Annotated in this window: 18 protein-coding genes; 8 read left to right on the forward strand and 10 right to left on the reverse strand. The window is 70.4% G+C overall.

The features are described from left to right. The first annotated feature begins 38 nt into the window (after window positions 1-38). The gene (locus EHF32_RS07000) at window positions 39-2,708 is read left to right on the forward strand and encodes a phosphoenolpyruvate carboxylase (RefSeq protein WP_137417512.1); all 2,670 of its coding nucleotides are present in this window, start codon (window positions 39-41) and stop codon (window positions 2,706-2,708) included. Window positions 2,709-2,834: 126 nt separating this feature from the next. Here the strand turns inward: EHF32_RS07000 and EHF32_RS07005 are convergent, their stop codons facing one another. Beyond that, window positions 2,835-3,434: a gamma carbonic anhydrase family protein gene (locus EHF32_RS07005; protein WP_137417513.1), complete on the reverse strand. Its 600-nt coding sequence runs from the start codon at window positions 3,432-3,434 to the stop codon at window positions 2,835-2,837. Window positions 3,435-3,551: 117 nt separating this feature from the next. On the opposite strand from EHF32_RS07005, the gene gdhA reads away from it, so the two are divergent. After that, window positions 3,552-4,910, forward strand: coding sequence for an NADP-specific glutamate dehydrogenase (gene gdhA / locus EHF32_RS07010; RefSeq protein WP_238343821.1), 1,359 nt, complete (start codon window positions 3,552-3,554; stop codon window positions 4,908-4,910). A 13-nt stretch (window positions 4,911-4,923) separates the two neighbouring features. Here gdhA and EHF32_RS07015 read toward each other — a convergent pair whose 3' ends face one another. From EHF32_RS07015 to EHF32_RS07030, 4 genes are all read right to left on the reverse strand, one after another. Beyond that, window positions 4,924-5,289, reverse strand: a complete 366-nt coding sequence (locus EHF32_RS07015; RefSeq protein WP_137417514.1) for an SdpI family protein — start codon at window positions 5,287-5,289, stop codon at window positions 4,924-4,926. Between the two features lie 9 nt (window positions 5,290-5,298). Then, window positions 5,299-8,883 carry a transcription-repair coupling factor gene (gene mfd, locus EHF32_RS07020; RefSeq protein ID WP_137417515.1) on the reverse strand — a complete coding sequence of 1,195 codons (3,585 nt, stop codon included), beginning with the start codon at window positions 8,881-8,883 and terminating at the stop codon, window positions 5,299-5,301. Window positions 8,884-8,982: 99 nt separating this feature from the next. Continuing rightward, a complete protein-coding gene (gene pth, locus EHF32_RS07025; protein ID WP_137417516.1) occupies window positions 8,983-9,567 on the reverse strand; it encodes an aminoacyl-tRNA hydrolase in 585 nt (194 codons plus the stop codon). Between the two features lie 129 nt (window positions 9,568-9,696). Then, window positions 9,697-10,323, reverse strand: a complete 627-nt coding sequence (locus EHF32_RS07030; RefSeq protein ID WP_137417517.1) for a 50S ribosomal protein L25/general stress protein Ctc — start codon at window positions 10,321-10,323, stop codon at window positions 9,697-9,699. A gap of 213 nt (window positions 10,324-10,536) precedes the next feature. Between EHF32_RS07030 and EHF32_RS16140 the strand changes: the two genes are divergently transcribed. The 3 genes from EHF32_RS16140 to EHF32_RS07040 all read left to right on the forward strand — a co-directional run bounded on the left by EHF32_RS16140 (window position 10,537) and on the right by EHF32_RS07040 (window position 12,642). Beyond that, on the forward strand, window positions 10,537-10,659 hold the full coding sequence (locus EHF32_RS16140) for a hypothetical protein (RefSeq protein ID WP_267955137.1): 123 nt from the start codon (window positions 10,537-10,539) through the stop codon (window positions 10,657-10,659). Window positions 10,660-10,799: 140 nt separating this feature from the next. Then, window positions 10,800-12,203, forward strand: coding sequence for an NADP-dependent phosphogluconate dehydrogenase (gene gndA, locus EHF32_RS07035; protein WP_443189868.1), 1,404 nt, complete (start codon window positions 10,800-10,802; stop codon window positions 12,201-12,203). A gap of 7 nt (window positions 12,204-12,210) precedes the next feature. Next, complete coding sequence (locus EHF32_RS07040) at window positions 12,211-12,642, forward strand: VanZ family protein (RefSeq protein WP_137417518.1); 432 nt, start codon at window positions 12,211-12,213, stop codon at window positions 12,640-12,642. Window positions 12,643-12,744: 102 nt separating this feature from the next. Here EHF32_RS07040 and EHF32_RS07045 read toward each other — a convergent pair whose 3' ends face one another. Both EHF32_RS07045 and EHF32_RS07050 read right to left on the reverse strand, forming a co-directional pair. Then, window positions 12,745-13,467, reverse strand: coding sequence for an ABC transporter ATP-binding protein (locus EHF32_RS07045; RefSeq protein WP_137419157.1), 723 nt, complete (start codon window positions 13,465-13,467; stop codon window positions 12,745-12,747). Window positions 13,468-13,495: 28 nt separating this feature from the next. Further along, a complete protein-coding gene (locus EHF32_RS07050) occupies window positions 13,496-14,956 on the reverse strand; it encodes an ABC transporter permease (protein WP_137417519.1) in 1,461 nt (486 codons plus the stop codon). Window positions 14,957-15,148: 192 nt separating this feature from the next. On the opposite strand from EHF32_RS07050, the gene EHF32_RS07055 reads away from it, so the two are divergent. Genes EHF32_RS07055 through pgi form a run of 3 tightly spaced genes read left to right on the forward strand, consistent with a single transcriptional unit; the run spans window position 15,149 to window position 19,029 of the window. Then, a complete protein-coding gene (locus tag EHF32_RS07055) occupies window positions 15,149-15,883 on the forward strand; it encodes a response regulator transcription factor (protein ID WP_137417520.1) in 735 nt (244 codons plus the stop codon). A 53-nt stretch (window positions 15,884-15,936) separates the two neighbouring features. Continuing rightward, the gene (locus EHF32_RS07060; RefSeq protein WP_238343822.1) at window positions 15,937-17,337 is read left to right on the forward strand and encodes a sensor histidine kinase; all 1,401 of its coding nucleotides are present in this window, start codon (window positions 15,937-15,939) and stop codon (window positions 17,335-17,337) included. A 9-nt stretch (window positions 17,338-17,346) separates the two neighbouring features. After that, entirely contained in the window at window positions 17,347-19,029 is a 1,683-nt protein-coding gene (gene pgi / locus EHF32_RS07065) for a glucose-6-phosphate isomerase (RefSeq protein ID WP_137417521.1), read from the forward strand. Window positions 19,030-19,467: 438 nt separating this feature from the next. Here the strand turns inward: pgi and EHF32_RS07070 are convergent, their stop codons facing one another. From EHF32_RS07070 to EHF32_RS07080, 3 genes are read right to left on the reverse strand one after another with little or no spacing between them, the layout of a single operon-like run. Beyond that, window positions 19,468-21,036, reverse strand: a complete 1,569-nt coding sequence (locus EHF32_RS07070; protein WP_192900704.1) for an FAD-dependent oxidoreductase — start codon at window positions 21,034-21,036, stop codon at window positions 19,468-19,470. Next, entirely contained in the window at window positions 21,033-21,887 is an 855-nt protein-coding gene (locus EHF32_RS07075; RefSeq protein WP_137417522.1) for an FAD:protein FMN transferase, read from the reverse strand. The genes EHF32_RS07070 and EHF32_RS07075 overlap by 4 nt, the downstream gene beginning before the upstream one ends. Further along, window positions 21,887-22,381: an FMN-binding protein gene (locus tag EHF32_RS07080; RefSeq protein ID WP_137417523.1), complete on the reverse strand. Its 495-nt coding sequence runs from the start codon at window positions 22,379-22,381 to the stop codon at window positions 21,887-21,889. The genes EHF32_RS07075 and EHF32_RS07080 overlap by 1 nt, the downstream gene beginning before the upstream one ends. Window positions 22,382-22,435: the final 54 nt, after the last annotated feature.

Raw genomic sequence — 22,435 nt, forward strand, 5'->3', positions numbered from 1 at the left:
GTCCGAAGTGCCCTTCCGCTCCCAGTACCGTTGTTCCCATGCTCGAACCCACCCCCACCGAGGCCATTCGCGTCGTCGGACGCCACGAGGCAGGGCAGGAGATCCCCGATCAGATGCGCGCGGACGTGCGCGTGCTCGGCTCCCTGCTCGGACAGGTGCTGCAGGAGAGCGGCTCGGCGGGTCTGTACGAAGACGTCGAACGCCTCCGTGTGGCGACGATCCAGGCCTACACCGACCCGAGCGACGAGGCCTTCGAGCGCGCCGCCGAGATCGCCGACTCGTTCACGATCGAGCGTGCCGACGAGGTCGCCCGCGCCTTCACCGTCTACTTCCACCTCGTGAACCTCGCCGAGGAGCACCAGCGTGTGCGGGTGCTGCGCGAGCGCGACGGCCAGCCTGAGCCCGAGGGCCGCACCGACTCCATCCGGTCGGCGCTGCGCCAGCTCGCGTCCGAGGTGGGCGACGACGTCGCGCTCGAGCGTCTGCAGTCGCTGCGGTTCCACCCCGTCTTCACCGCCCACCCGACCGAGGCGCGCCGCCGCGCGATCTCGACCGGCATCCGTCGCCTGTCCGAGCTGCTCGACGAGTACGACTCGCTCACCGAGGGCGGCGTCGACCAGCGCCGCGCGCGCCGTCGGATGCTGGAGGAGATCGACACCCTCTGGCGCACCGCGCCGCTGCGCGCCGAGAAGCCGTCGCCCACCGACGAGGTGCGCGCGATCATGGCCGTCTTCGACGACACCCTGTTCACGACCGTCCCCCGCGTCTATCGCCGCGTCGACGACGCGCTCGGCGAGGGCGCCGGCAACCGCCCCCCGCTCGTGCGTCCCTTCGTGCGCGTGGGCACGTGGGTCGGCGGCGACCGCGACGGCAACCCCTTCGTCACGGCCAAGGTCACGCGCAAGGCCGCCGGCATCGCGAGCGAGCACGTGCTGCTGGGTCTGGAGCGCACCGCGCTGCGGATCGGGCGCACGCTGACCCTCGACGCCACATCCACTCCCCCGAGCGACGCCCTCGTGGCCCTCTGGAACCGCCTGCGCAGCGCCGACGAGGAAGCAGCGGCCGAGATCGCGAAGCGCTCCCCCAACGAGCCGCACCGCCGCATCCTGCTGATGGTCGCGCGCCGGATCGCCGCGACCCGCACCCGCAACGCCGACCTCGCCTACCGCGACCCCGAGCACCTGCTCGCGGACCTGCGCACCGTGCAGCAGTCGCTCGCGGATGCGGGCGCCGCCCGCCAGGCCTACGGCGCGCTGCAGCAGCTGGTGTGGCAGGTCGAGACCTACGGCTTCCACCTCGCCGAGCTCGAGGTGCGCCAGCACTCCGCCGTGCACAAGAAGGTCCTCGCGGAGCTCGAGGCCGGCGGTGAGCGCAGCGAGCTGACCGAAGAGGTGCTCGAGGTCTTCCGCGCGATCGCCTACATCCAGGAGCGCTTCGGACCGCGCGCCGCGGGCCGCTACATCGTCTCGTTCACGCAGTCCGCCGAAGACCTCGCCAACGTGCACCGCCTCGCGCGGTACGCCGTGGGCGCGGACGGCACGGCGCCCGTGCTCGACGTGATCCCCCTGTTCGAGACGTTCGCCGACCTGCAGGCGGCCCCCGGCATCCTGGCCGAGATCGCCGAGCACCCCGAGTTCGCCGCGCGTCTGGACGCCACCGGCCGGCGCCTCGAGGTCATGCTCGGCTACTCCGACTCCTCGAAGGATGTCGGACCCGTCGCGGCGAACCTCGCCCTCTACGAGGCGCAGGCGGAGATCGCCGCGTGGGCGCAGGCCAGCGACATCGAGCTCACCCTCTTCCACGGCCGCGGCGGTGCCCTCGGCCGCGGCGGCGGGCCCGCCAACAGCGCGATCCTCGCGCAGCCGCCGCACTCGGTCGACGGCCGCTTCAAGCTCACCGAGCAGGGCGAGGTCATCTTCGCCCGCTACGGGGACCCGCAGATCGCCATGCGCCACATCGATCAGGTGGCCGCCGCCATCCTCATGGCGTCGGCGCCGTCGAACGAGGCACGCAACCGCCGCGGCGCCGAGATGTTCGCCGAGATCGCCCAGGTGCTCGAGGACTCCTCTCGCGAGCGGTTCTACTCGCTCGTGAAGGCGCCCGGCTTCGCGCCGTGGTTCGCGACCGTGACCCCGATGGAGGAGGTGGGTCTCCTCGCCCTCGGCTCGCGTCCCGCTCGCCGCGGGCTGTCGGTCGAGTCGCTCGAAGACCTCCGCGCCATCCCGTGGGTGTTCGCGTGGTCGCAGGCGCGCATCAACCTCGCCGGCTGGTTCGGCCTCGGCACGGCGCTGGAGACCGTGGGCGACGAGCAGCTGCTGCGCACCGCCTACGCCGAGTGGCCGCTGTTCCGCGCGATGATCGACAACGTCGCGATGAGCCTCGCGAAGGCCGACGACCGCATCGCCCGCGAGTACCTCCGCCTCGGCGACCGCGACGACCTCGCCCAGCTCGTCATGGAGGAGATGTCGCTCACCCGCGACTGGGTCGTGCGCATCGTCGGCGGCGACGCACCGCTTGCCAACAAGGCCGTGCTGCAGCGCGCCGTGAAGCTGCGCAGCCCCTACGTCGACGCCCTGTCGCTCCTGCAGCTGCGGGCCCTGCGGGCCCTCCGCGACGCCCCGACCGATGCGCCCGCCGACACCGCCAACCAGCGTCTGCTGCTGCTGTCGGTCTCCGGCGTGGCGGCCGGTCTGCAGAACACCGGCTGAGCCGCATCCGGCGCCGCGCGGCGCCACCCTTGCGCAGGAGAAATCCCGCCATCAGGACGATCCACCCGGAATCCGTCCTGATGGCGGGATTTCTCCTGTTGAGGGGCGGGCGGATGCGGCCGCGCCTCAGTCGAGGAGGCGGTCGTCGTCGTGGCGCGCGAGGCTGCGGCCGTAGCGCTCCGTGAGCTGCACCATGAGGTCGGGGGTGTCACGGTCGAGGCCGAACACGTAGCCCGGGAAGTCGAGCTCCTGTTGGCGCGCCCAGATCTCGTCGTGCTCGTCGGGCGAGACGACGATCGCGGGATCCCCCACCGCGACCCAGCCGATCGGCACGACCGAGCCCTCAGCGAGGTGGGTGCGCAGATGCACCGTGGCGCCGATCCGCACCTCGCTGCGGCGGTCGATACGCGCGCCGTTGAACACGCGCGCGCCCGTCGCGATGAACACCTCCTCGGCGATCGTCGCCCCGGCGATGCTCGCCGTGGGGCCGATCAGCGTGTGATCGCCGATGTGCACCGGGTTGGCGGCCGTCGCGCGCACGAGGGCGTTCTCCATGACGATGACGTGCTCGCCGAGCGTCAGCGGACCGCCCTCCGAGGTGAGGATCGCGCCGTGCAGGATGCGGCATCCCGCCCCGACCGTGACGTCGCCGCTCAGCACGGCCGTGGGTGCGACGCTGGCCGACGGGTGGACCGACGGCGCGGCGCCGAGGTGCTCGTAGCGCATGCCGTCACCCTAGGGCAGCGCGCGTCGAGGCGACAGGTCCGGCGCCGCTAGGGTGGGAGCGTCCGCATCCATTTGGGACATCGCGCCGCGCGCGATACCCGGCCAGAGAGAACCACGTTGACCGAGACCTTCGCCGCGCTGCCCGAAGCCGTGCGCTCCACCTTCGCCACCGTCCTCGCCCGCAACCCCCACGAGCCCGAGTTCCAGCAGGCCGTGCACGAGGTGCTCGACTCGGTGGCTCCCGTCATCGAGCGCCACCCCGCGTTCGCAGAGCTCGGCATCCTCGAGCGCATCGTAGAACCCGAGCGGCAGATCATGTTCCGCGTGCCGTGGGTCGACGACGCCGGCACCGTTCGCGTGAACCGGGGCTTCCGCATCCAGTTCTCCTCCGTGCTCGGTCCGTACAAGGGCGGGCTACGCTTCCACCCGACCGTGAACGCGTCGATCGTGAAGTTCCTCGGATTCGAGCAGATCTTCAAGAACGCGCTCACGGGCCAGGGCATCGGCGGCGCCAAGGGCGGCAGCGACTTCGACCCGCACGGGCGATCGGATGCCGAGATCATGCGCTTCTGCCAGTCGTTCATGAACGAGCTGTACCGGCACCTCGGCGAGCACACGGACGTTCCCGCCGGCGACATCGGGGTGGGCGCGCGCGAGATCGGCTACCTCTTCGGCCAGTACCGCCGCATCACCAACCGCCACGAGTCGGGCATGTTCACCGGCAAGGGCGTGCAGTGGGGCGGCGCCGAGGTGCGCACGGAGGCCACCGGCTACGGCGCCGTGTTCTTCGCCGAGGCGATGCTCGGCGTCGCGGGTGAGAGCCTCGAGGGCCGCCGCGTGAGCGTGTCGGGATCGGGCAACGTCGCCGTGTACGCCATCGCGAAGGCGCAACAGCTCGGTGCGGTGCCGGTGACCGCATCCGATTCCAGCGGTTACGTCGTCGACGACGCCGGCATCGACCTGGGGCTGCTGCGGCAGGTGAAGGAGACCGAGCGCGCGCGGATCGCAGAGTACGCGGCCCGCCGGCCCAGCGCCCGCTTCGTGCCGGACGCCCGGCCGTGGGAGGTGCCCGTGGATGTGGCGTTCCCCTGTGCGACGCAGAACGAGCTCGACGAGATGGATGCCCAGGCCCTCATCGCGAACGGTGTGCGCGCGGTCGTCGAAGGCGCCAACATGCCCTCCACCCCCGGCGCGATCGCCGCGTTCCGCAGCGCCGGCGTGCTGTTCGCGCCCGGCAAGGCGGCCAACGCGGGCGGCGTCGCCACCTCGGCGCTGGAGATGAGCCAGAACGCCTCGCGCCAGCGCTGGACGTTCGCCGACAGCGAGGCGAAGCTGCGCCAGATCATGCGCGACGTGCACGACGCCGCGTTCGACGCGGCGGAGCGCTACGGGCGCCCCGGCGACTACGTCGTCGGCGCCAACAGCGCGGGCTTCGAGCGCGTCGCCTACGCCATGGCGGCGCAGGGCGTCATCTGACGCGGGCCGTTCCTCAGGCGTCGGGGGTGCGGGCGGCCGCCGCGCGGCTGCCGACGGCCGCGCCGTAGAGCACGAAGCCCAGCATCGCGGCGCATCCCGCCAGCACGATCGCCGCGAGCCCCGCGGACGGCACCGGCAGCAGCGCGCCCAGGCCCGCGACAACTCCCGCGATCCCGCCGCAGATCGTCGCCTGCTTCGCGCGAACGTGGGCGGCCAGCCACGCCTCATCGCTCGCCATGGTGACGGAGGTGCGGATACCGGCGATGGCATTGCGCTTCAAGCGACCGGACGCGGCGGCCACCGCCATCCAGATCATGAGGCAGCCGGAGGCCACCATCACGACGGCGAGCAGGATGCGGATGAACAGGTCGTTGTCCATGGGGGTACCTCAGGCCGCGGGGGCCGGATCGGGAACGGGGAACAGCGCGTCGAGCAGCTGACTCGTCCAGGCGATGAGCTCGGCATCGCCCAGCGGCTCGCCGCCGGCGGTGGGCAGCGGCACGACGAGCGCCTCGCCGGAAGCGACGAGCTTCGCCTTCGGGTACAGCCGCTGCATCCGCACACGCAGCGAATCGGGCAGGTGCGCGGGCGCGACGCGCAGGTTCGGGCCCATCGCGACGACGTCGGCCAGCGACGAACGCGCCGCACGACGGCGGAGTCGCGCCACGGCCACGAGACCCTCGACCTCGGCGGGCGGCTGCCCGTACCGGTCGGTGAGCTCCTCGATCACGAGGTCGATCGCGTCGTCCTTCGCCGTCGCGGATGCCGCCGCCGACAGCTTCTGGTACGCCTCCAGGCGCAGGCGCTCGCTGTCGATGTAGTCCTCGGGGATGCGGGCCTGCACGGGCAGCTCGAGCCGCAGCTCGGTCTGCCCCTCGGTCTCCTCGCCGCGGAACGTGGCCACGGCCTCGCCGATCATGCGCAGGTACAGGTCGAAGCCGACGCCCGCGATGTGCCCCGCCTGCTCGGCGCCGAGCAGATTGCCCGCGCCGCGCAGCTCCAGGTCTTTGAGCGCGACCTGCATCCCCGAGCCGAGGTCGTTGTTGACCGAGATGGTCTCGAGCCGGTCGGCCGCGGTCTCGCTCAGCGGCTTCGTCTCGTCGTACAGGAAGTACGCGTAGGCGCGCTCACGCCCTCGACCGACACGGCCGCGCAGCTGGTGCAGCTGGCTGAGGCCGTACTTGTCGGCGCGGTCGATGATGATCGTGTTCGCGTTGGAGATGTCGAGGCCGGTCTCGACGATCGTGGTCGAGACGAGCACGTCGGCCCGGCGCTCCCAGAAGTCGTCGACGACCTGCTCGAGCTGGTGCTCCCCCATCTGCCCGTGCGCGACGGCGATGCGCGCCTCCGGCACGAGCTCGGCGAGATCCGCCGCGACCCGCTGGATCGACGAGACCCGGTTGTGCACGAAGAACACCTGTCCCTCGCGCAGCAGCTCGCGCCGGATGGCCGCGGCGATCTGCTTGTCGTTGCGCGGCCCGACGTAGGAGAGGATCGGATGCCGGTCCTCGGGCGGGGTGGCGAGCGTCGACATCTCGCGGATGCCGGTGACCGCCATCTCGAGCGTGCGAGGAATGGGGGTGGCACTCATCGCGAGGATGTCGACGTTGGTCTTGAGCTTCTTCAGGGCGTCCTTGTGCTCGACGCCGAAACGCTGCTCCTCGTCGATGATCATCAGCCCGAGGTCCTTGAAGACGACCTTCTCGGTGAGGATGCGGTGCGTACCGATGACCATGTCGACCGTGCCGTCGGCGAGGCCGGCGACCACATCCTTCGCCTCCTTGTCGGTCTGGAAGCGCGAGAGCGCGCGCACCTTGACCGGGAAGCCCGCGAAACGCTCCGAGAAGGTCTCGAGGTGCTGCTTGACGAGCAGGGTGGTCGGCACGAGCATCGCGACCTGCTTGCCGTCCTGGATCGCCTTGAAGGCTGCGCGGACGGCGACCTCGGTCTTGCCGAAGCCCACGTCTCCCGACAGCAGGCGGTCCATCGGGATCGGTCGCTCCATGTCGGCCTTGATCTCGTCGATCGTCTGCAATTGGTCGGGGGTCTCGGCGAACGGGAACGCCTCCTCCAGCTCGCGCTGCCAGGGCGTGTCGGGTCCGAAGGCGTGCCCCTTCGCCGCCATCCGCGCGGAGTAGAGCTTCACGAGCTCGACCGCGATGTCGCGGACGGCTCGGCGGGCCTTGCTCTTGGCGGCGGCCCAGTCGCTGCCGCCCATCTTCGACAGCGCGGGCGCTTCGCCGCCGACGTAGCGCGAGAGCAGGTCGAGCTGATCCGTGGGCACGTACAGCTTGTCGCCCGGGTGGCCGCGCTTGGAGGCCGCGTACTCGAGCACGAGGTACTCGCGCTTGCTCTTGACCGCATTGCGGCCACCGCTGGAGACCTCGCGCTGCACGAGCTCGACGAACTTGCCGATGCCGTGCGTGGAGTGCACCACGAAGTCGCCAGGCTTAAGCTGCAGCGGGTCGACGACGTTGCGCCGACGCGAGGCGAGCTTCTTGACGGCGCGGGTGTCGCTGCCGATCGTGCGGCCGTAGAACTCCGACTCGGTCAGCACCGCGAGCCGCGCATCCGCGACCTGGAATCCGCGCTCGAGCGTGCTCACGACGACCGTGGCGAGTCCCGGCTCGGGCGGCTCGCTCAGCGACTCCACCCGTCGGGCGGCGATCCCCCGCTCGGCGAGCACGTCGCGGGCGCGGTCGGCGAGACCCGCACCCGACGCCGTCACGACGACCGCCCACTGCTCGGTGAGCAGCTGGGCGACGTGATCGATCGCGCCCTCGACACTGCCCGCGAACGACGGAACGGATGCGGCGGCGATCCGGGTGACGCCGGCGTCGTCCGAGAGGCCCTCGGCGGCCGCATCCGCTGCACCCGAGTCGAACGAGGAGAGCTCCCACCACACGTCCGTGCGCGCACGGGCGGCCTCGTGCAGCTCGGGCAGCGAGAGGAAGTCGCCCGATCCGAGATCGACCGGGGTGTCGGCACCGGCGACGGCGGCGCTCCACGCCGCATCCAGGAACTCTTGGTTGGTCTCGGCGAGGGTCGTCGCGCGGGTGGCTGCGCGCACCGGGTCGACGACGGCGACGGCGCTCGCGCGCGGCAGGTAGTCCACGATCGTCACGAGGCCGTCGACGAGCGCCGGGATGAGCGACTCCATGCCCTCGACCGGGATGCCCTCGGCCATCTTCGTGAGCATGCCCGCGAGCGACGGGAACGCGTCGGCCAGGCCGAGCGCGCGGTCGCGCACCTCGTCGGTGAGCAGCAGCTCACGGCTGGGCAGCAGGTCGATCCGGTCGATGTCGCCGGGCAGCGACCGCTGGTCGGCGACGGAGAACGCGCGGATCTGGTCGACCTCGTCGCCGAAGAACTCCACGCGGTACGGATGGTCGGCGGCGGGCGGGAAGACGTCGAGGATGCCGCCGCGCACCGCGAACTCGCCGCGACGCGAGACCATGTCGACGCGGTGGTACGCGAACTCGACGAGGCGGACCACGATCGCTGCGAGGTCGTGGCCGCGGCCGCCGACGCTGAGGCGGATCGTGCCCGCATCCCCGAGTCCGGGGACGATCGGCTGGATCGCGCCGCGCACGGATGCGGTGACGACCAGGGGTGCGGTGCCCTCCCACTCGGCGATGCGCTGCAGCACGGCGAGGCGGCGGCCGACGGTCTCGGCGCTCGGGCTGAGGCGCTCGTGCGGCAGGGTCTCCCACGCCGGGAAATGGCGCACCTCGGCGCCGGGGAGCAGCGCCGCGAGCGCGGGGCCCAGCGCCTCGGCGCGGCGACCGGTGGGGGCGACCGCCAGCAGCACGGCGGGCTTCCCCGCCTCGCGGCGCCGCTCGAGCAGGGCCGCGAGCAGCGGGGCGTCGAGGCCGTCGACGAGGGAGAAGTCCCCGTCGACGGAGGCCGCCCCGGCTGCGTCTCGGAACGTTTCTGAGCGCGCGAGGGCGCGGACGATCCCGGGAACTGTCACCACAAGAGTCTACGGCGCCCCACCGACACCCGCCCCGGGAGGGCTCGCGGGGCAGACGAGGCCAAGCGCCCGGATGCGGTGCGCCCCGGCGCAGGAGGATCAGGCGCGGGGGGCGTGCCAGCGCTGCTGGGCGGCGACGAGGCCCTCGTCGACGAGGAGCTCGACCGCATCCGCCGCATCCGAGATGAGGATGGGGAGCGTCTTGCGCTCGGTCTGACCGAAGGCGTCGAGCACCCAGTCGGCAGGGTCCTGGCGGCCGGGAGGGCGGCCGATGCCGACCCGCACCCGGGGGAACTCCGGCGTGCCGAGCGCCTTTGCGACGTCGCGGACGCCGTTGTGCCCGCCGTGTCCACCGCCGGTCTTGAGCTTGAGGGTGTCGAAGGGGATGTCGAGCTCGTCGTGCACGACCACGACACGGTCGGCGGGGATGTCGAAGAACTTCGCGAGGTTCGCGACCGGTCCGCCGGACACGTTCATGAACGTGTTGGGCTTGGCGAGCACGAGCTTCGGTCCACCGGGGCGCAGCCAGCCCTCGGCGACGCGCGCACCCGCCTTGTGCACCTTGAAACCCTCGTTGCGGCGTCCGGCGAGCTCGTCGATCACCATCTGGCCCACGTTGTGGCGTGTCGCCTCGTAGCGGGGTCCCGGGTTCCCGAGTCCCACGATCAGCCAGGTGTCGGCCATGTCATCCCTTCCGGAGGCGGCGCGAATGCGGTGTTGAGACGGACGTAAAACAGGAGAAATCCCGAACGCAGGACGATTCTTGCGAATCGATCCTGTCGTCGGGATTTCTCCTGTGCGAGTGGGGCGGGATTACTCCGCGGCCTCCGCGGACTCCTCGGACTGCTCAGCAGCGACCTCGGCGTCGGCCTCGGCGATCTCGTCCTCCGCGGCGAGGGTCGCGGCGGGCACCGAGACGGCGACGACGAGCGTCTCCGGCTCGGTCACCAGCGTCGCGCCCTGGGGGAGCTTCAGGTCGGCGGCCGTGATGTGCGTGCCGTCCTCGAGGCCCTCGACGTCGACCTCGATGTTCTGCGGGATGTTGGTGGCCAGCACCTCGAGCGACACGGTCGTCGCGTCCAGGTTCGCGATGGTGCCCGCGAAGGGCTCGCCCACGACGACGACGGGGACGTCGACGGCGACCTTCTCGCCCTTCTTCACGACCAGCAGGTCGATGTGCTCGATGATCTGGCGCACCGGGTCCTTCTGGACGTCCTTGACGAGGGCCAGGTGGTCCTTGCCGTCGGCGGTGAGCTCGAGCAGCGCGTTCGCGCGACGGATGAGCAGGGCGACCTGGTGACCCGGCAGGGCGAGGTGCACGGGCTCGGTGCCGTGGCCGTACAGGACGGCGGGGATCTGACCGGCAGCACGGAGGCGACGGGCGAAGCCCTTGCCGAACTGCGTGCGCACCTCAGCGGTGACCTTGTTGTCTTCCGACATGATGATTCTCCTTGCGGGCCCACGGGCCCCAGATCGGGGATGGTTCGACTCGAACGCGAGCGCGTGAGGAAGCCGTAGGCCTGCACACCCTCGTCGATTACGGATGCGGATGCCGCATCCCTCGCCGAAGTTCGCGTCAACTCTACCAGTGCCGCCCGGTAGCATGGAAAAGATGCGCCCGCCGGCGCGAGCCCCGATCGAAAGGACTCCCCCGTGGACGCTCAGCTCGCCTCCGACCTCCTGCTCGGCTTCATCGGCCTGCTCTCGCTCGGATCCCTCATCGGCGTCATCGGCGCCTTCTGGTCGATGGGCCGCCAGAACTACCGCAAGTCCTGACTCCGCGGCGGCGCCCGACGTCGCACGGAATCCTCGCGGCGCGCGGGAACACTACGATTGGCGTGTTCCCACCCTTCGTTCGAGGAGTATTTTTCGTGACCGAGGCATCAGCCAACATCGGAGTCGTCGGACTCGCCGTCATGGGGTCGAACCTGGCCCGCAACCTCGCCTCGCGCGAGGGCAACACGGTGGCCGTGTTCAACCGCAGCTATGACAAGACCGAGCACCTCGTCACGGAGCACCCCGAGGCGGGCTTCGTGCCGGCCTCGACGTACGCCGAGTTCGCCGCGTCGCTGCAGAAGCCGCGCACCGCGATCATCATGGTCAAGGCGGGCGGCCCCACGGATGCGGTCATCAACGACCTCGTGCAGGTCTTCGAGCCGGGCGACATCATCGTCGACGGCGGCAACGCCCTGTTCACCGACACGATCCGCCGCGAGAAGGCGGTTCGGGAGACCGGCATCAACTTCGTCGGCGCCGGCATCTCCGGCGGCGAAGAGGGCGCGCTGAACGGCCCCTCGATCATGCCCGGCGGCTCGGACGAGTCCTGGGTCACGCTCGGACCGATCCTCAAGAGCATCGCGGCGGTCGCCGAGGGCGAGCCCTGCGTCACGCACGTCGGTCACGACGGCGCGGGTCACTTCGTGAAGATGATCCACAACGGCATCGAGTACGTCGACATGCAGCTCATCGGCGAGGCGTACGACCTCATCCGCCGCGGCACCGGCAAGTCGCCCTCCGAGATCTCCGAGATCTTCGCCGAGTGGAACCGCGGCGAGCTGGAGTCGTACCTGATCGAGATCACCGCCGAGGTGCTCAAGCAGGTCGACGCCACCACCGGCAAGCCGCTCGTCGACGTCATCGTCGACCAGGCCGGCGCCAAGGGAACGGGCGCCTGGACCGTGCAGACCGCCCTGGATCTCGGCATCCCCGTCTCCGGCATCGCCGAGGCCGTCTTCGCGCGCTCGCTCTCCTCGAAGCCCGCGCAGCGCGCCGAGGCGACCTCGCTGCCCGGCCCCTCCTCGACGGCAACGGTCGCCGACCCCGAGGCGTTCATCGAGGACGTCCGCCAGGCGCTGTATGCCTCGAAGATCATCGCCTACTCGCAGGGCTTCGACGCGATCGTGGCCGGCGCCGAGCAGTACGGCTGGGACATCAAGAAGGGCGACATCGCCAAGATCTGGCGCGGCGGCTGCATCATCCGCGCCCAGTTCCTCAACCGCATCACCGAGGCGTACGCCGAGAACCCGTCGCTGCAGGCTCTCGTGCTCGCGCCCTACTTCCGCGACGCCGTCGCGACCGCTCAGGATGCATGGCGCCGCGTCGTCATCGGCGCCGTCGAGACGGGCGTGCCGACCCCGGCGTTCTCGTCGTCGCTGGCCTACTACGACGGACTGCGCGCCGACCGCCTGCCGGCCGCCCTCATCCAGGGGCAGCGCGACTTCTTCGGTGCACACACGTACAAGCGCATCGACAAGGAGGGCACCTTCCACACGCTGTGGTCGGGCGACCGCTCCGAGGTCGAGGCCGTCGACACCCACTGACCCCGTCATGACGGACGCCGCCGTGCGCGGCCGCCGGAGCACGCTGCTCCTGGCGGTCGCCACGGCGGCGTATCTCGTCGTGCTGGCGCGCCTCACGCTCGTGGCCGATGACGCGGCCGGCACCGGCGGCATCCTGAGAGCGTGGGCCGACGCCTTCGGGGCCGTGCCGTGGACCCGCTGGATCACGTTCGATCTGCTGGAGTTCACGGCGAACATCGTGCTGTTCGTGCCCGCCGGCCTTCTCGGGGCCCTGTGGCTGGGACGCCGGTGGTGGCTCGCCATCCCGATCGGCCTCGCGATCAGCGCCGGGATCGAGACGACGCAGGGTCTGGCGCTCGCCGGCCGTGTCGCCGATGTGCGCGATCTCGTCTCGAACACGACCGGCACGGTCGTCGGCGCGCTCGCGATCGCGGCGACGCGCCGCATCCGTCGCCGCTGAACGACCGACGGACGCACGTCGACGGCGGAGCCCCCGAAGACGTGCCGCTGCTGTGGGGGAAGCAGCGACACGCCCTCGGCGACCCCGCCGCAGACGCCGGGCTCAGCGCGTGATGTCGCGGACCGTTCCCTTCTCCAGACGGAGGCGCCGCGATGCGCGCCGCGCGACCGCGGAGTCGTGGGTCACGACGATGAGGGTGAGTCCCTCGCGGTTCAGGGCCTGCAGCACTTCGAGGATCTCGTCGCGCATGTGCTCGTCGAGGTTGCCGGTGGGCTCGTCCGCAAGCAGCACGCGAGGCTTCTTCGCGATGGCTCTGGCGATCGCCACGCGTTGCTGCTGCCCGCCCGACAGCTCGCCCGGACGGTGGTCGCCCCGCTCGGCGAGTCCGACGTGCTGGAGAGCGTCCGCGACCCGCTGCGCCCGCTCCTGCTTCGTGAGCTTCAGCGGTTCGAGGCCCATGTCGACGTTCTCTGCGGCGGTGAGCGTCGGGATCAGATTGAAGCCCTGGAACACGAATCCGATCTCGTGCGCTCGAAGCTCTCCGAGCTGAGCGTTGGTGGCACGGGCGATGTCGGTGTCGCCGAGGAACACATGCCCCTCGGTCGGCCGGTCCAACGCGCCCAGCAACTGCAGGAAGGTCGACTTGCCGCCTCCGGTCGGGCCCTGGATGGTGACGAACTCCCCCTGCGCGATCTCGATGTCGACGCCCGTGAGCGCCTTCACGACCCGACCCTTCTGCTGGTACGTCTTGGTCACGCCGCCGATGCGGTAGGCGGTGGTCGCGGCCGAAGCCGCTCCCGATGCCGTGGTGTCGGTGATGGTCATCTCAGTCATTCCTTGTCCTTGATTCGGGTCAGGCCACGGCGCGAAGCGCCTCGGCGGGGCTCAGGCGGGCGGCGCGCCATCCACCGAAGGCTCCGGCGACGAGCCCGGCGGCAACGGCCAGTCCCACAGCGGCGAGGATGATGCCCACCGAGATCGGTGCGCTGAGCACGATGTCGGATGCGGTCTGCGCCGCCTGCTGGCGGAATCCACCGCCGCCGGGGCCTCCCGATCCACCGGGACCCTGCATCTGCTCCGAGGTCGCCGAGATGGTCGGCGAGGCGATGTTGATCGCGAACACCGCGATCAGACCGATCACCAGGCCGCCGACGCCGCCGATGAGTCCCTGCACGACCGACTCCCCCGCGACCTGCCCGATCACGCGGCCGTTGGACCAGCCGATCGCCTTCAGCGTGCCGAACTCGCGTGTACGCCGCGAGACGCCCGAGATGGTGAAGAGGACGGCGAGCGCGACCGCGACGACGAGCACGAGGATCGACAGCCACGTGCCGAGGCTCGTGATCAGCGAGGAGGCGCTGGAGAGCGACCCGGACACGGTGGAGGCCAGGTCGGACTGAGAGCTGACGGTGGCGTCGGGCAGTTCCGTCTGGATCGCGCTCTGCACGCTCGAGATCGCGTCGGCCGATGAGGCCTGCACGTACACCGTCGACACCACGTCGCCGACACCGGCGAGCGACTGGGCGACATCGAGCGGGATGTACACGTTCGCCGCCGTGTCGGCCTCACTCGATGCCGAGGCCACGATTCCGACGATCTCCATCTCGGTGCCCCCCACATCGATGGTGCCGCCCACGGAGAGTTCGTTCGTGGTGGCGTACGTCGCGTCCAGGACGGCGACGTTCTGTCCCGCGTCGTCGGCGTCGAGAAGGCGCCCGTCGGACACCGTCACCGCCGACAGCGGTCCCACCGAGGCGTCGTCGCTCGTGATACCGAGCACCGAGAACGAGTCGAGATCGAACGATCCGCCGCCGAAGCCACCGCCTCCGCCACCGCCGGACGGAGGCTCGCCCTGCGTGGCACCCGACGAGCCGTCGGTCTGTGTCGGCGCCTCGGGCAGCTCGCCCGAGAACGTCGTGTTCGTCAGCGCCAGTGCACCGGATGCAGCGCCGACACCGTCGACTCCGGTGATGGTCTGCACGGTCGAAGCGTCGAGGGTGCCGCGCATCATGTCCGTCATCAACCGCGACTGGCTGAGCGACGTGGTCCCGTCGTCGCCCGTGGAACCGCCGTCCTGACCGAACTCGAACTGCGGGCCGCCGCCCTGACCGGGCTCCGCCTGGGCGCCCGTGACCGTGAGGTCGGTGCCGACGCCGTACACGGATTCCAGGGCCTGCGCCTGCGCATCCCGCACGCCCGCGGCGAGGGAGTTGACGACGATGACCAGGGCGATCGCGATCGCTAATCCTGCGGCGACGATGATCGTCTGTTTCTTGCGGCCGGCCAGCTCCCGGCGCAGGTACGTTCCGTACATGGGTCTCCTTCCGGCCACCGGTGTGGGCCGTCTCTGCGAAATTAGAGAGCGGGAGAATGCGACCCGCATGCGGCCGTTATGTCTCAGCTATGCGACGATGTCTCTCGAGCAGACCGAGAAGCACCGCCTCTCACAGCGGGCTCATAGCCGGCTCCATAGGAACGGCATAGATTCACCCTCACAATCGGAGGCATGACTTCGATGGCTCCCTCCCCCTCTCTGCACCGCGCAGACGGCACCGCCCCGCGCGTCTTGGTCGTCGATGACGAACAGATGCTCACCGATCTCCTCTCCATGGCCCTGCGGATGGAGGGATGGGACGTGCGCGCTGCGGCGAGCGGTTTCCAGGCCCTGCAGGCCGCGCGGGACTTCGCGCCGGACGCCATGGTGTTGGACGTGATGATGCCCGACCTCGACGGAATGGCCGTGTTGCAGCGGCTGCGCCAGTCGGGCAACGACGTTCCCGTCCTCTTCCTGACGGCGAAGGACGCGGTCGCCGACCGTGTCGCCGGACTGACGGCGGGAGGCGACGACTACGTCACCAAGCCGTTCAGCCTGGAGGAGGTCGTGGCACGACTGCGCGGACTCATGCGTCGCGCCGGCACGGCGCAGGCGGGCGAGGCCGAGCCGATCCTGCGCGTCGGCGATCTGAGCCTCAACGAGGACAGTCACGAGGTCGAGCGAGCCGGCACGGAGATCGAGCTCACGGCGACCGAGTTCGAGCTGCTGCGCTATCTGATGCGCAACCAGCGCCGCGTCGTGTCGAAGGCCCAGATCCTCGACCGGGTGTGGAACTACGACTTCGGAGGTCGATCGAGCGTCGTCGAGCTCTACATCTCCTACCTGCGCAAGAAGATCGATGCCGGCCGGGATCCCCTCATCCACACGGTTCGCGGCGTGGGCTACATGATCAAAGCCCCGCAGTGACGAAACTGCATCCTCGACGCGCCCCACGACAGCTGACGCTGCAGGCGCGGCTCATGGTCGCCGTGATCGGGATGGTGGCGGTGATCCTGGGCGCGGTCGGGCTGGCCACCGGAACGATCCTGAGCTCGATCATGCAGGACACCTTGAATACGCAGGTGCAGGCGCTCGGCCAGCTTCGTGTCTTCCCGAACGACACGGCGCAGGACATCCTCGATCGAGGTCGCCAGGAGTCGGGGGCCCTCCTGGTCTACCACGGGCCGAGCGGCGATCCCACGGGCGCCTACGTCGTCGACGAGTCGGTCTCCACGCTGACCACCGATCAGGTGTACCAGTTGATCAACTCGGTGAAGCACACCGGTCTGGACACCATCTCCATCGACGGCCTCGGTGAGTACCGCGTCTACACCACGGGCGCCGCGATCGTCGGCCTGCCCACGTCTGAGGTGACGGCGGTCATGGGCCAGATCCTGACGACGGTGGCACTCGTCACGGTGGGCGGTCTCCTGCTGCTGGGCGTCGTGCTCGCGATGGTCATCCGCCGGAGCCTGCGGCCGCTGCGGGAGGTCGCGGCGACCGCGCAACGCGTGGCCGCTCTGCCTCTCGCGGAGGGGTCCGTCTCCATCACGGAGCGCGTCGCGGCATCCGAGGCGGACGACCGCACCGAGATCGGCCGCGTGGGCTCCGCCCTCAACACGCTCCTCGATCACGTCGACAGCTCGCTGGAGGCCCGCCAGCGCAACGAGGAGCGCATGCGTCGCTTCGTCGCCGACGCCAGCCACGAGCTGCGCACACCACTCGCATCCATCCGCGGATACTCCGAGCTCTCGCTGCGTGACAGATCCCTCACGACCGACACGGCGTCCGCGCTGGAGCGCATCCAAGCCCAGTCGCTGCGGATGACCACGCTCGTCGAAGACCTTCTCCTGCTCGCACGGCTCGAGGAGGGGCAGGAGCTCGTCTACGGCGCGGTGGATCTGTCCCGGCTCGCCGTGGAGGCCCTGGGCGACGCGCAGGCGGCCGGCCCCGACCACAACTGGCAGCTCGACCTCGACGAGGAGCCCGTCGTGGCGGCGGGCGACACGGGCCGACTCACGCAGGTGCTCGCGAATCTGCTCGCGAACGCACGAACGCACACCCCCGCGGGCACCACCGTCACGCTCTCCGTCACCCGGGAGGGCTCCGAAGCGGTGCTGCGCGTGCACGACGACGGACCGGGCATCGATCCGGCGGTACGAGACGAGCTGTTCGAACGCTTCGCTCGCGGCGACCTCTCCCGCGCACGAAAGACCGGTGGAACCGGGCTGGGCCTCTCCATCGCCCGGGCGATCGTGGAGGCGCATGCGGGCTCGATCACCGTGGTCTCGCAGCCGGGTGACACGACGTTCTCCGTCCGCGTGCCCGCCAAGCCCATTGATCCGGGATCGGTCGAAGCCGAGGCTGATCCGAGCCGCTAGCGTGGTGGGGTGACCACTCCGATCGATCCCACCACCACCTCCGCTTGGACGGATCTCGCCGCTCTCCGTGACGGGTTCTCCCCCGATCTGCGGGGCTGGTTCGCCGCGGACACCGACCGCGCCGCACGCCTGAGCCTGCCGCTGGCCGACCTGCACGTCGACCTGTCGAAGAACCTCGTCACCGACGAGATCCTCGCCCGGCTCGTGGAGCTCGCCCGCCAGACCGGCGTCGAGGAGCGCTTCGGCGAGATGCTGGCGGGCGTGCACATCAACACGAGCGAGGACCGCGCCGTGCTGCACACGGCCCTGCGCCGTCCCGCAGGCGCCGAGCCCGCGCTCGTCGTGGACGGCCAGCAGGTCGACGAGGACGTGCAGTCGGTGCTCGAGCTCGTCTCCGCGTTCGCCGACCGGGTGCGCTCGGGCCGGTGGCAGGGTGTCACGGGCAAGAAGGTCACCCACGTCGTCAACATCGGCATCGGCGGATCCGACCTCGGACCCGTCATGGTCTACGAGGCCCTCAAGCCCTACGCGGATGCCGGCATCCAGGCGCGGTTCGTGTCCAACATCGACCCGACCGACCTCGCCCAGAAGACCGCGGACCTCGACCCCGAGACGACTCTGTTCATCGTCGCGTCCAAGACCTTCACGACCCTCGAGACGCTGACCAACGCGCGCCTCGCGCGGGACTGGCTGTGGGCGGGGCTCACCGCATCCGGCGCCATCGCCGACGAGGACGACGCCCGGACGGATGCGGTCGCGCACCACTTCGTCGCGGTGTCGACCGCGCTCGACAAGGTGGCCGCCTTCGGCATCGACCCGGCCAACGCGTTCGGATTCTGGGACTGGGTCGGCGGCCGCTACTCCGTCGACTCCGCGATCGGCCTTTCGCTGGCGATCGCGCTCGGCCCCGACGTGTTCCGCGAGCTGCTCGCCGGCTTCCACGCGGTCGACGAGCACGTGCGCACCACCCCGCTCAAGCGCAACGTGCCCGTGCTGATGGGGCTGCTGAACGTCTGGTACAACAACTTCCTCGGTGCGCAGTCGCACGCCGTTCTGCCCTATGCGCAGCAGCTGAGCCGCTTCCCCGCGTACCTGCAACAGCTGACGATGGAGTCCAACGGCAAGTCGGTGCGTTGGGACGGCTCCCCCGTCACGACCGACACCGGTGAGATCTTCTGGGGCGAGCCGGGCACGAACGGTCAGCACGCCTTCTACCAGCTGATCCACCAGGGCACGCGCCTGATCCCCGCCGACTTCATCGCGTTCGTGAATCCCGCCTACCCTCTGCGCGACGGCGACCGCGACGTGCATGGGCTGTTCCTGGCGAACTTCCTCGCGCAGACCAAGGCGCTCGCATTCGGCAAGACCGCCGCGGAGGTGGAGGCCGAGGGCACCACCGGTGCGCTGGTCGCCGCCCGCACGTTCGCGGGGAACCGTCCGACGACGTCGATCTTCGCGCCCGCCCTGACTCCGGCGGTGCTCGGCCAGCTCATCGCGCTGTACGAGCACATCACGTTCACGCAGGGGGCGATCTGGGGCATCAACTCGTTCGACCAGTGGGGTGTCGAACTCGGCAAGCAGCTCGCCCTGCAGATCGCCCCCGCGATCGAGGGCGACGCGGACGCGACTGCGGCGCAGGATGCGTCGACGCGCTCACTGCTGGACTACTACCGCGCCCACCGCACGCACTGACGTCCCGGGGCCACAACGCCGCGGCGCCGCATCCCTTTCCGGGTGCGGCGCCGCGGCGTTGTGGTGGGGTTCCGTTCCGCGGCGCTCCCCGCATCCCTATGCCCGAGTTGCGGCGCATCTGCGCAGATGCGCCACTTTTGCGCAGGTGCGCCAGGAATGAGCAGGCGCATCTGCGCAAAAGTGTGGCGCGTCCGCATCCTCTTCCGCTGACGACGCGCCATCGGCGGCGAGCCGATACGTGAGCCTGACGGGGATGCCGCTCGCCCGCCCGTATGCGATCCTCCGCGGTCTGGAGCTACAGAAATGCGCACCCGCGCCAGCGATCATCTGGCGCGGGTGCGCAGAACTGTGGCAGTTGCGCAACTGCGACGCAACTCGGGCATCGCAAACTCGGGGACACGGATGCCGGGCACTGGGATGCGGGATCGGTCCGGCGGGTCAGTAGCCGCTGAAGGCGTCGGTCGTGATGCCGCGGGCCTTCTCGAGCGCGGGCGCGAGGTCGGCGATCAGCCGCGGCGGACCCGACACATACGCGTGGCGTCGGCCCATGTCGGGGACGACGCGGGCGAGGTGCCCCGCATCGATCCGATCGGGACCAGCCCACGTCCAGTTCGCAGGCAGCGCTCCCGGATCGTCGGGTGTGAACACGACGACCGGAACCCCGGATGCGGCGATGTCGTCACGGAACACGAGCTGACCGGCATCCGACGCCACGAAGACGAGCACGATGTCGCGGCGCATGCCGCTCGCCGTGAGATGACGCAGCTGCGACACGAAGGGCGTCACGCCGATGCCTGCGGCCACCAGCAGAACGGGCCGCGAGGTGTCCTTCGGCAGGACGAAGTCGCCCCAGATCCCCGTGACGGCGAGCTTCGTGCCGGGCTGGACCTCGCCGAGCGCCTTCTTGTACGAACTCTGCGGCCCGACGCCGTCGCGGTACGCGACGCGCACCGTCGGGAGGTCCTCGGGTGCCGAGACGATGCTGAACTCGCGTCGGGTCCCCCGCGCGTCGGCGCGGCGGTGCGGCACATCGAGCTCGAGGTACTGTCCGGCACGGAAGGCAAGACCGCGCTCGGCCTGGAACACGAGTTCCCGCACGGTCGCGCTCGGCGAGCGCCGCTCGACGAGCGTCAGACGCACGGCCTGGCGCAGGCAGAACAGGAACGCGATCAGGTTTCCGATGAGCAGCGCCCGCTCCTGCCCCAGCGTCATGTACCCGACCGGGATCGGCCAGCCGGCCAGCACACCGACGACCGCCGCCACCGCGTACTGCTGCCAGCGCCGCGGCGGCAGCGTCAGCGGCTCCGAGAGCATGAACGCCCCCAGGAAGAGGAACGGGGATGCGGTCAGCACCTGTCCGATGACGGTTCCCCCATCGATGGCGAGTCCCGCCTGCTGGTACTGCACGAAGACCCGGACGAGGTTGACGACGACGGCCACGATGAAGAAGAGCCCGACGACACGGATCTTCTCGGTGCGCCAGAGCACGACGAGCCCGAGCAGCAGCACCGGTCCGAACAGCACGGGGGTCCCCACCCACCAGGCCGAGCCGCCGATGCCCGAATCCAGCGGCAGGAGCGCGGACACGATCGTCACGACCGTCGCCCCCACGGCCGCCGGGTTGAAGATGTGGCGGCCGCGCCAGGCGAGCAGGTACTTGGAGACGGATGCGGCCAGCGCGGCGATCGCGATGCCCACGAGCCCCATCGGCTCGATCGTCGGCCGCAGCACGAACAGCAGGATCACGGAGGTGATCAGTGTGGACTCGGTGCGCAGCGGCAGGTGCAGCAGTCGCTGCGCGGTCGTGTCGGCGAGGACGCCGACGATGGCCAGCACGGCCGCGGTGACCAGCAGCTCCCACGGCGTGGGGACGACGAGGCCGAAGAACGAGAGCACGAAGGCGATGGCGGCGAGCACGCCCAGCGCGAGCTGGACGAGCCGGTACATCGACAGGCGCCCGAACAGGGCGGTGACCCGGTTCGCGCCGGCGGTGAAGGAGGCGATCACAGGAACAACTCGGCTTTCTGGTCTGCTGACCATTCGACGGTGCCGTCGGTGGTCATTCTCACCCACGACGCCCCCCAGCCGGCGGCCAGCTCCGGGCCGCCGTCGAAGAAGAGTGCGGTCGCCGCGGCGTCGGCATGCATCGCATCGGATGCCAGCGCCCACGTCGCGGCGATCGTGCGCACCGGCACACCGGTACGGGCGTCGAGCACGTGATGGAGGCCCTCGCCCCACGCGCGGCGGTTGACCGCGGAGGCGCACAGCGCCGCATCCTCGACCTCGAACACGCCGATGGCGCGCGACGGGTCGAAGGGATGCTCGAGGCCGACCCGGACGGGTCCTCCGTGTACGGCCATGTCTCCGCTCGCGTCGACGACGAAGCCGCCCGAGACGGCGTCGGCGAGGACAGCGGCGACCAGATCGACCAGGCGCCCCTTGCCGAGCGCACCCACATCCAACAGCGCGGGCTGCGCGAGGCGCAGCGTCTGCGCATCCCATTCGAGCGCCTGCTGCCATGACGGCGCGGGAGTCGCCCCTCGGTCGACGAACGAGTAGGCGGCGTCGTATCCGCGACGGGCGAGGCTCTCCCCCACCAGCGGATTCACCGCGCCGGCCGTGGCAGCATCGAGCTCGCGGTACACATCGAGCATCGCCGCCGCGTCAGCCGGCGCGGCCGCCTCGCCGCCGTCGACGGCGAGGCGGCTCACGAGGGAGTCCGGGCGGAACCTCGACCACTCCTCGTCGAAGCTCGCGATGACGGAGCGGATGAGCGTGCGGGTCGGGTCAGTGACGGGCTCGGCGGTCTCGATCTCCCAACGGGTGCCGATCGCATCGAACCCCCACAGCTCGGGCATCAGGCCTTCGCTTCGGTCTTGATCTCCTCGATGGCCTTGTTGAAGCCGCCGCTCGTGAGCGACGAGCCGGCCACGCGACTGACCGAGATCTCATCGATGTCCTTGCCCACGACGACGTCGGAGATGCCCCCGATGAACTGAGACTGGTACTGCTGCGACTCGCGCGCCTGCGGATCCCCGGTCACCTCGACCGAGGTGATGACATCGTCGGCCAGGGTGACGGTGACGCTGATCTCTTCGACGCTCTCGGGGGTCTGGTAGGAACCGGACGCCGTATAGGTGCCGTCCGTGTACGTCGTGGTCCCGGTCGAGCTGCCGGTCGAGCTCTCGGTCGTCGCCGTCGAACCGGTCGAGCTCGGCGTCGACGCGGTCTCCGTGCTGGTTGATGCGGTGTCGGTCTGCGATGCGCAACCGGCCAGAGCGAAGGCTCCGGCGACGCCGATGACGGCGGCGGCAGTGCGGACGGGGCGGGGTACGGCGTTCGTGCGGATCATTTCGGTCCTCCTGGATGCGGTGCCTCGACAGACGAGCGCGGCGTGTGTGCCGTG

The sequence above is a fragment of the Microbacterium sp. RG1 genome, from assembly GCF_005347485.1.
Lineage (GTDB): Bacteria > Actinomycetota > Actinomycetes > Actinomycetales > Microbacteriaceae > Microbacterium > Microbacterium binotii_A.

Bases quoted from the DNA above. Each gene is read 5' to 3' on its own strand.
- EHF32_RS07055 (WP_137417520.1), top strand. From the start codon at position 15,149: ATGACTTCGATGGCTCCCTCCCCCTCTCTGCACCGCGCAGACGGCACC.
- EHF32_RS07060 (WP_238343822.1), top strand. From the start codon at position 15,937: ATGGTCGCCGTGATCGGGATGGTGGCGGTGATCCTGGGCGCGGTCGGG.
- EHF32_RS07000 (WP_137417512.1), top strand. From the start codon at position 39: ATGCTCGAACCCACCCCCACCGAGGCCATTCGCGTCGTCGGACGCCAC.
- pth (WP_137417516.1), bottom strand. From the start codon at position 9,567: ATGGCCGACACCTGGCTGATCGTGGGACTCGGGAACCCGGGACCCCGC.
- EHF32_RS07080 (WP_137417523.1), bottom strand. From the start codon at position 22,381: ATGATCCGCACGAACGCCGTACCCCGCCCCGTCCGCACTGCCGCCGCC.
- EHF32_RS07050 (WP_137417519.1), bottom strand. From the start codon at position 14,956: ATGTACGGAACGTACCTGCGCCGGGAGCTGGCCGGCCGCAAGAAACAG.
- EHF32_RS07030 (WP_137417517.1), bottom strand. From the start codon at position 10,323: ATGTCGGAAGACAACAAGGTCACCGCTGAGGTGCGCACGCAGTTCGGC.
- EHF32_RS07040 (WP_137417518.1), top strand. From the start codon at position 12,211: ATGACGGACGCCGCCGTGCGCGGCCGCCGGAGCACGCTGCTCCTGGCG.
- EHF32_RS07045 (WP_137419157.1), bottom strand. From the start codon at position 13,467: ATGACCATCACCGACACCACGGCATCGGGAGCGGCTTCGGCCGCGACC.
- gndA (WP_443189868.1), top strand. From the start codon at position 10,800: ATGGGGTCGAACCTGGCCCGCAACCTCGCCTCGCGCGAGGGCAACACG.
- EHF32_RS07075 (WP_137417522.1), bottom strand. From the start codon at position 21,887: ATGCCCGAGCTGTGGGGGTTCGATGCGATCGGCACCCGTTGGGAGATC.
- EHF32_RS07005 (WP_137417513.1), bottom strand. From the start codon at position 3,434: ATGCGCTACGAGCACCTCGGCGCCGCGCCGTCGGTCCACCCGTCGGCC.
- EHF32_RS07015 (WP_137417514.1), bottom strand. From the start codon at position 5,289: ATGGACAACGACCTGTTCATCCGCATCCTGCTCGCCGTCGTGATGGTG.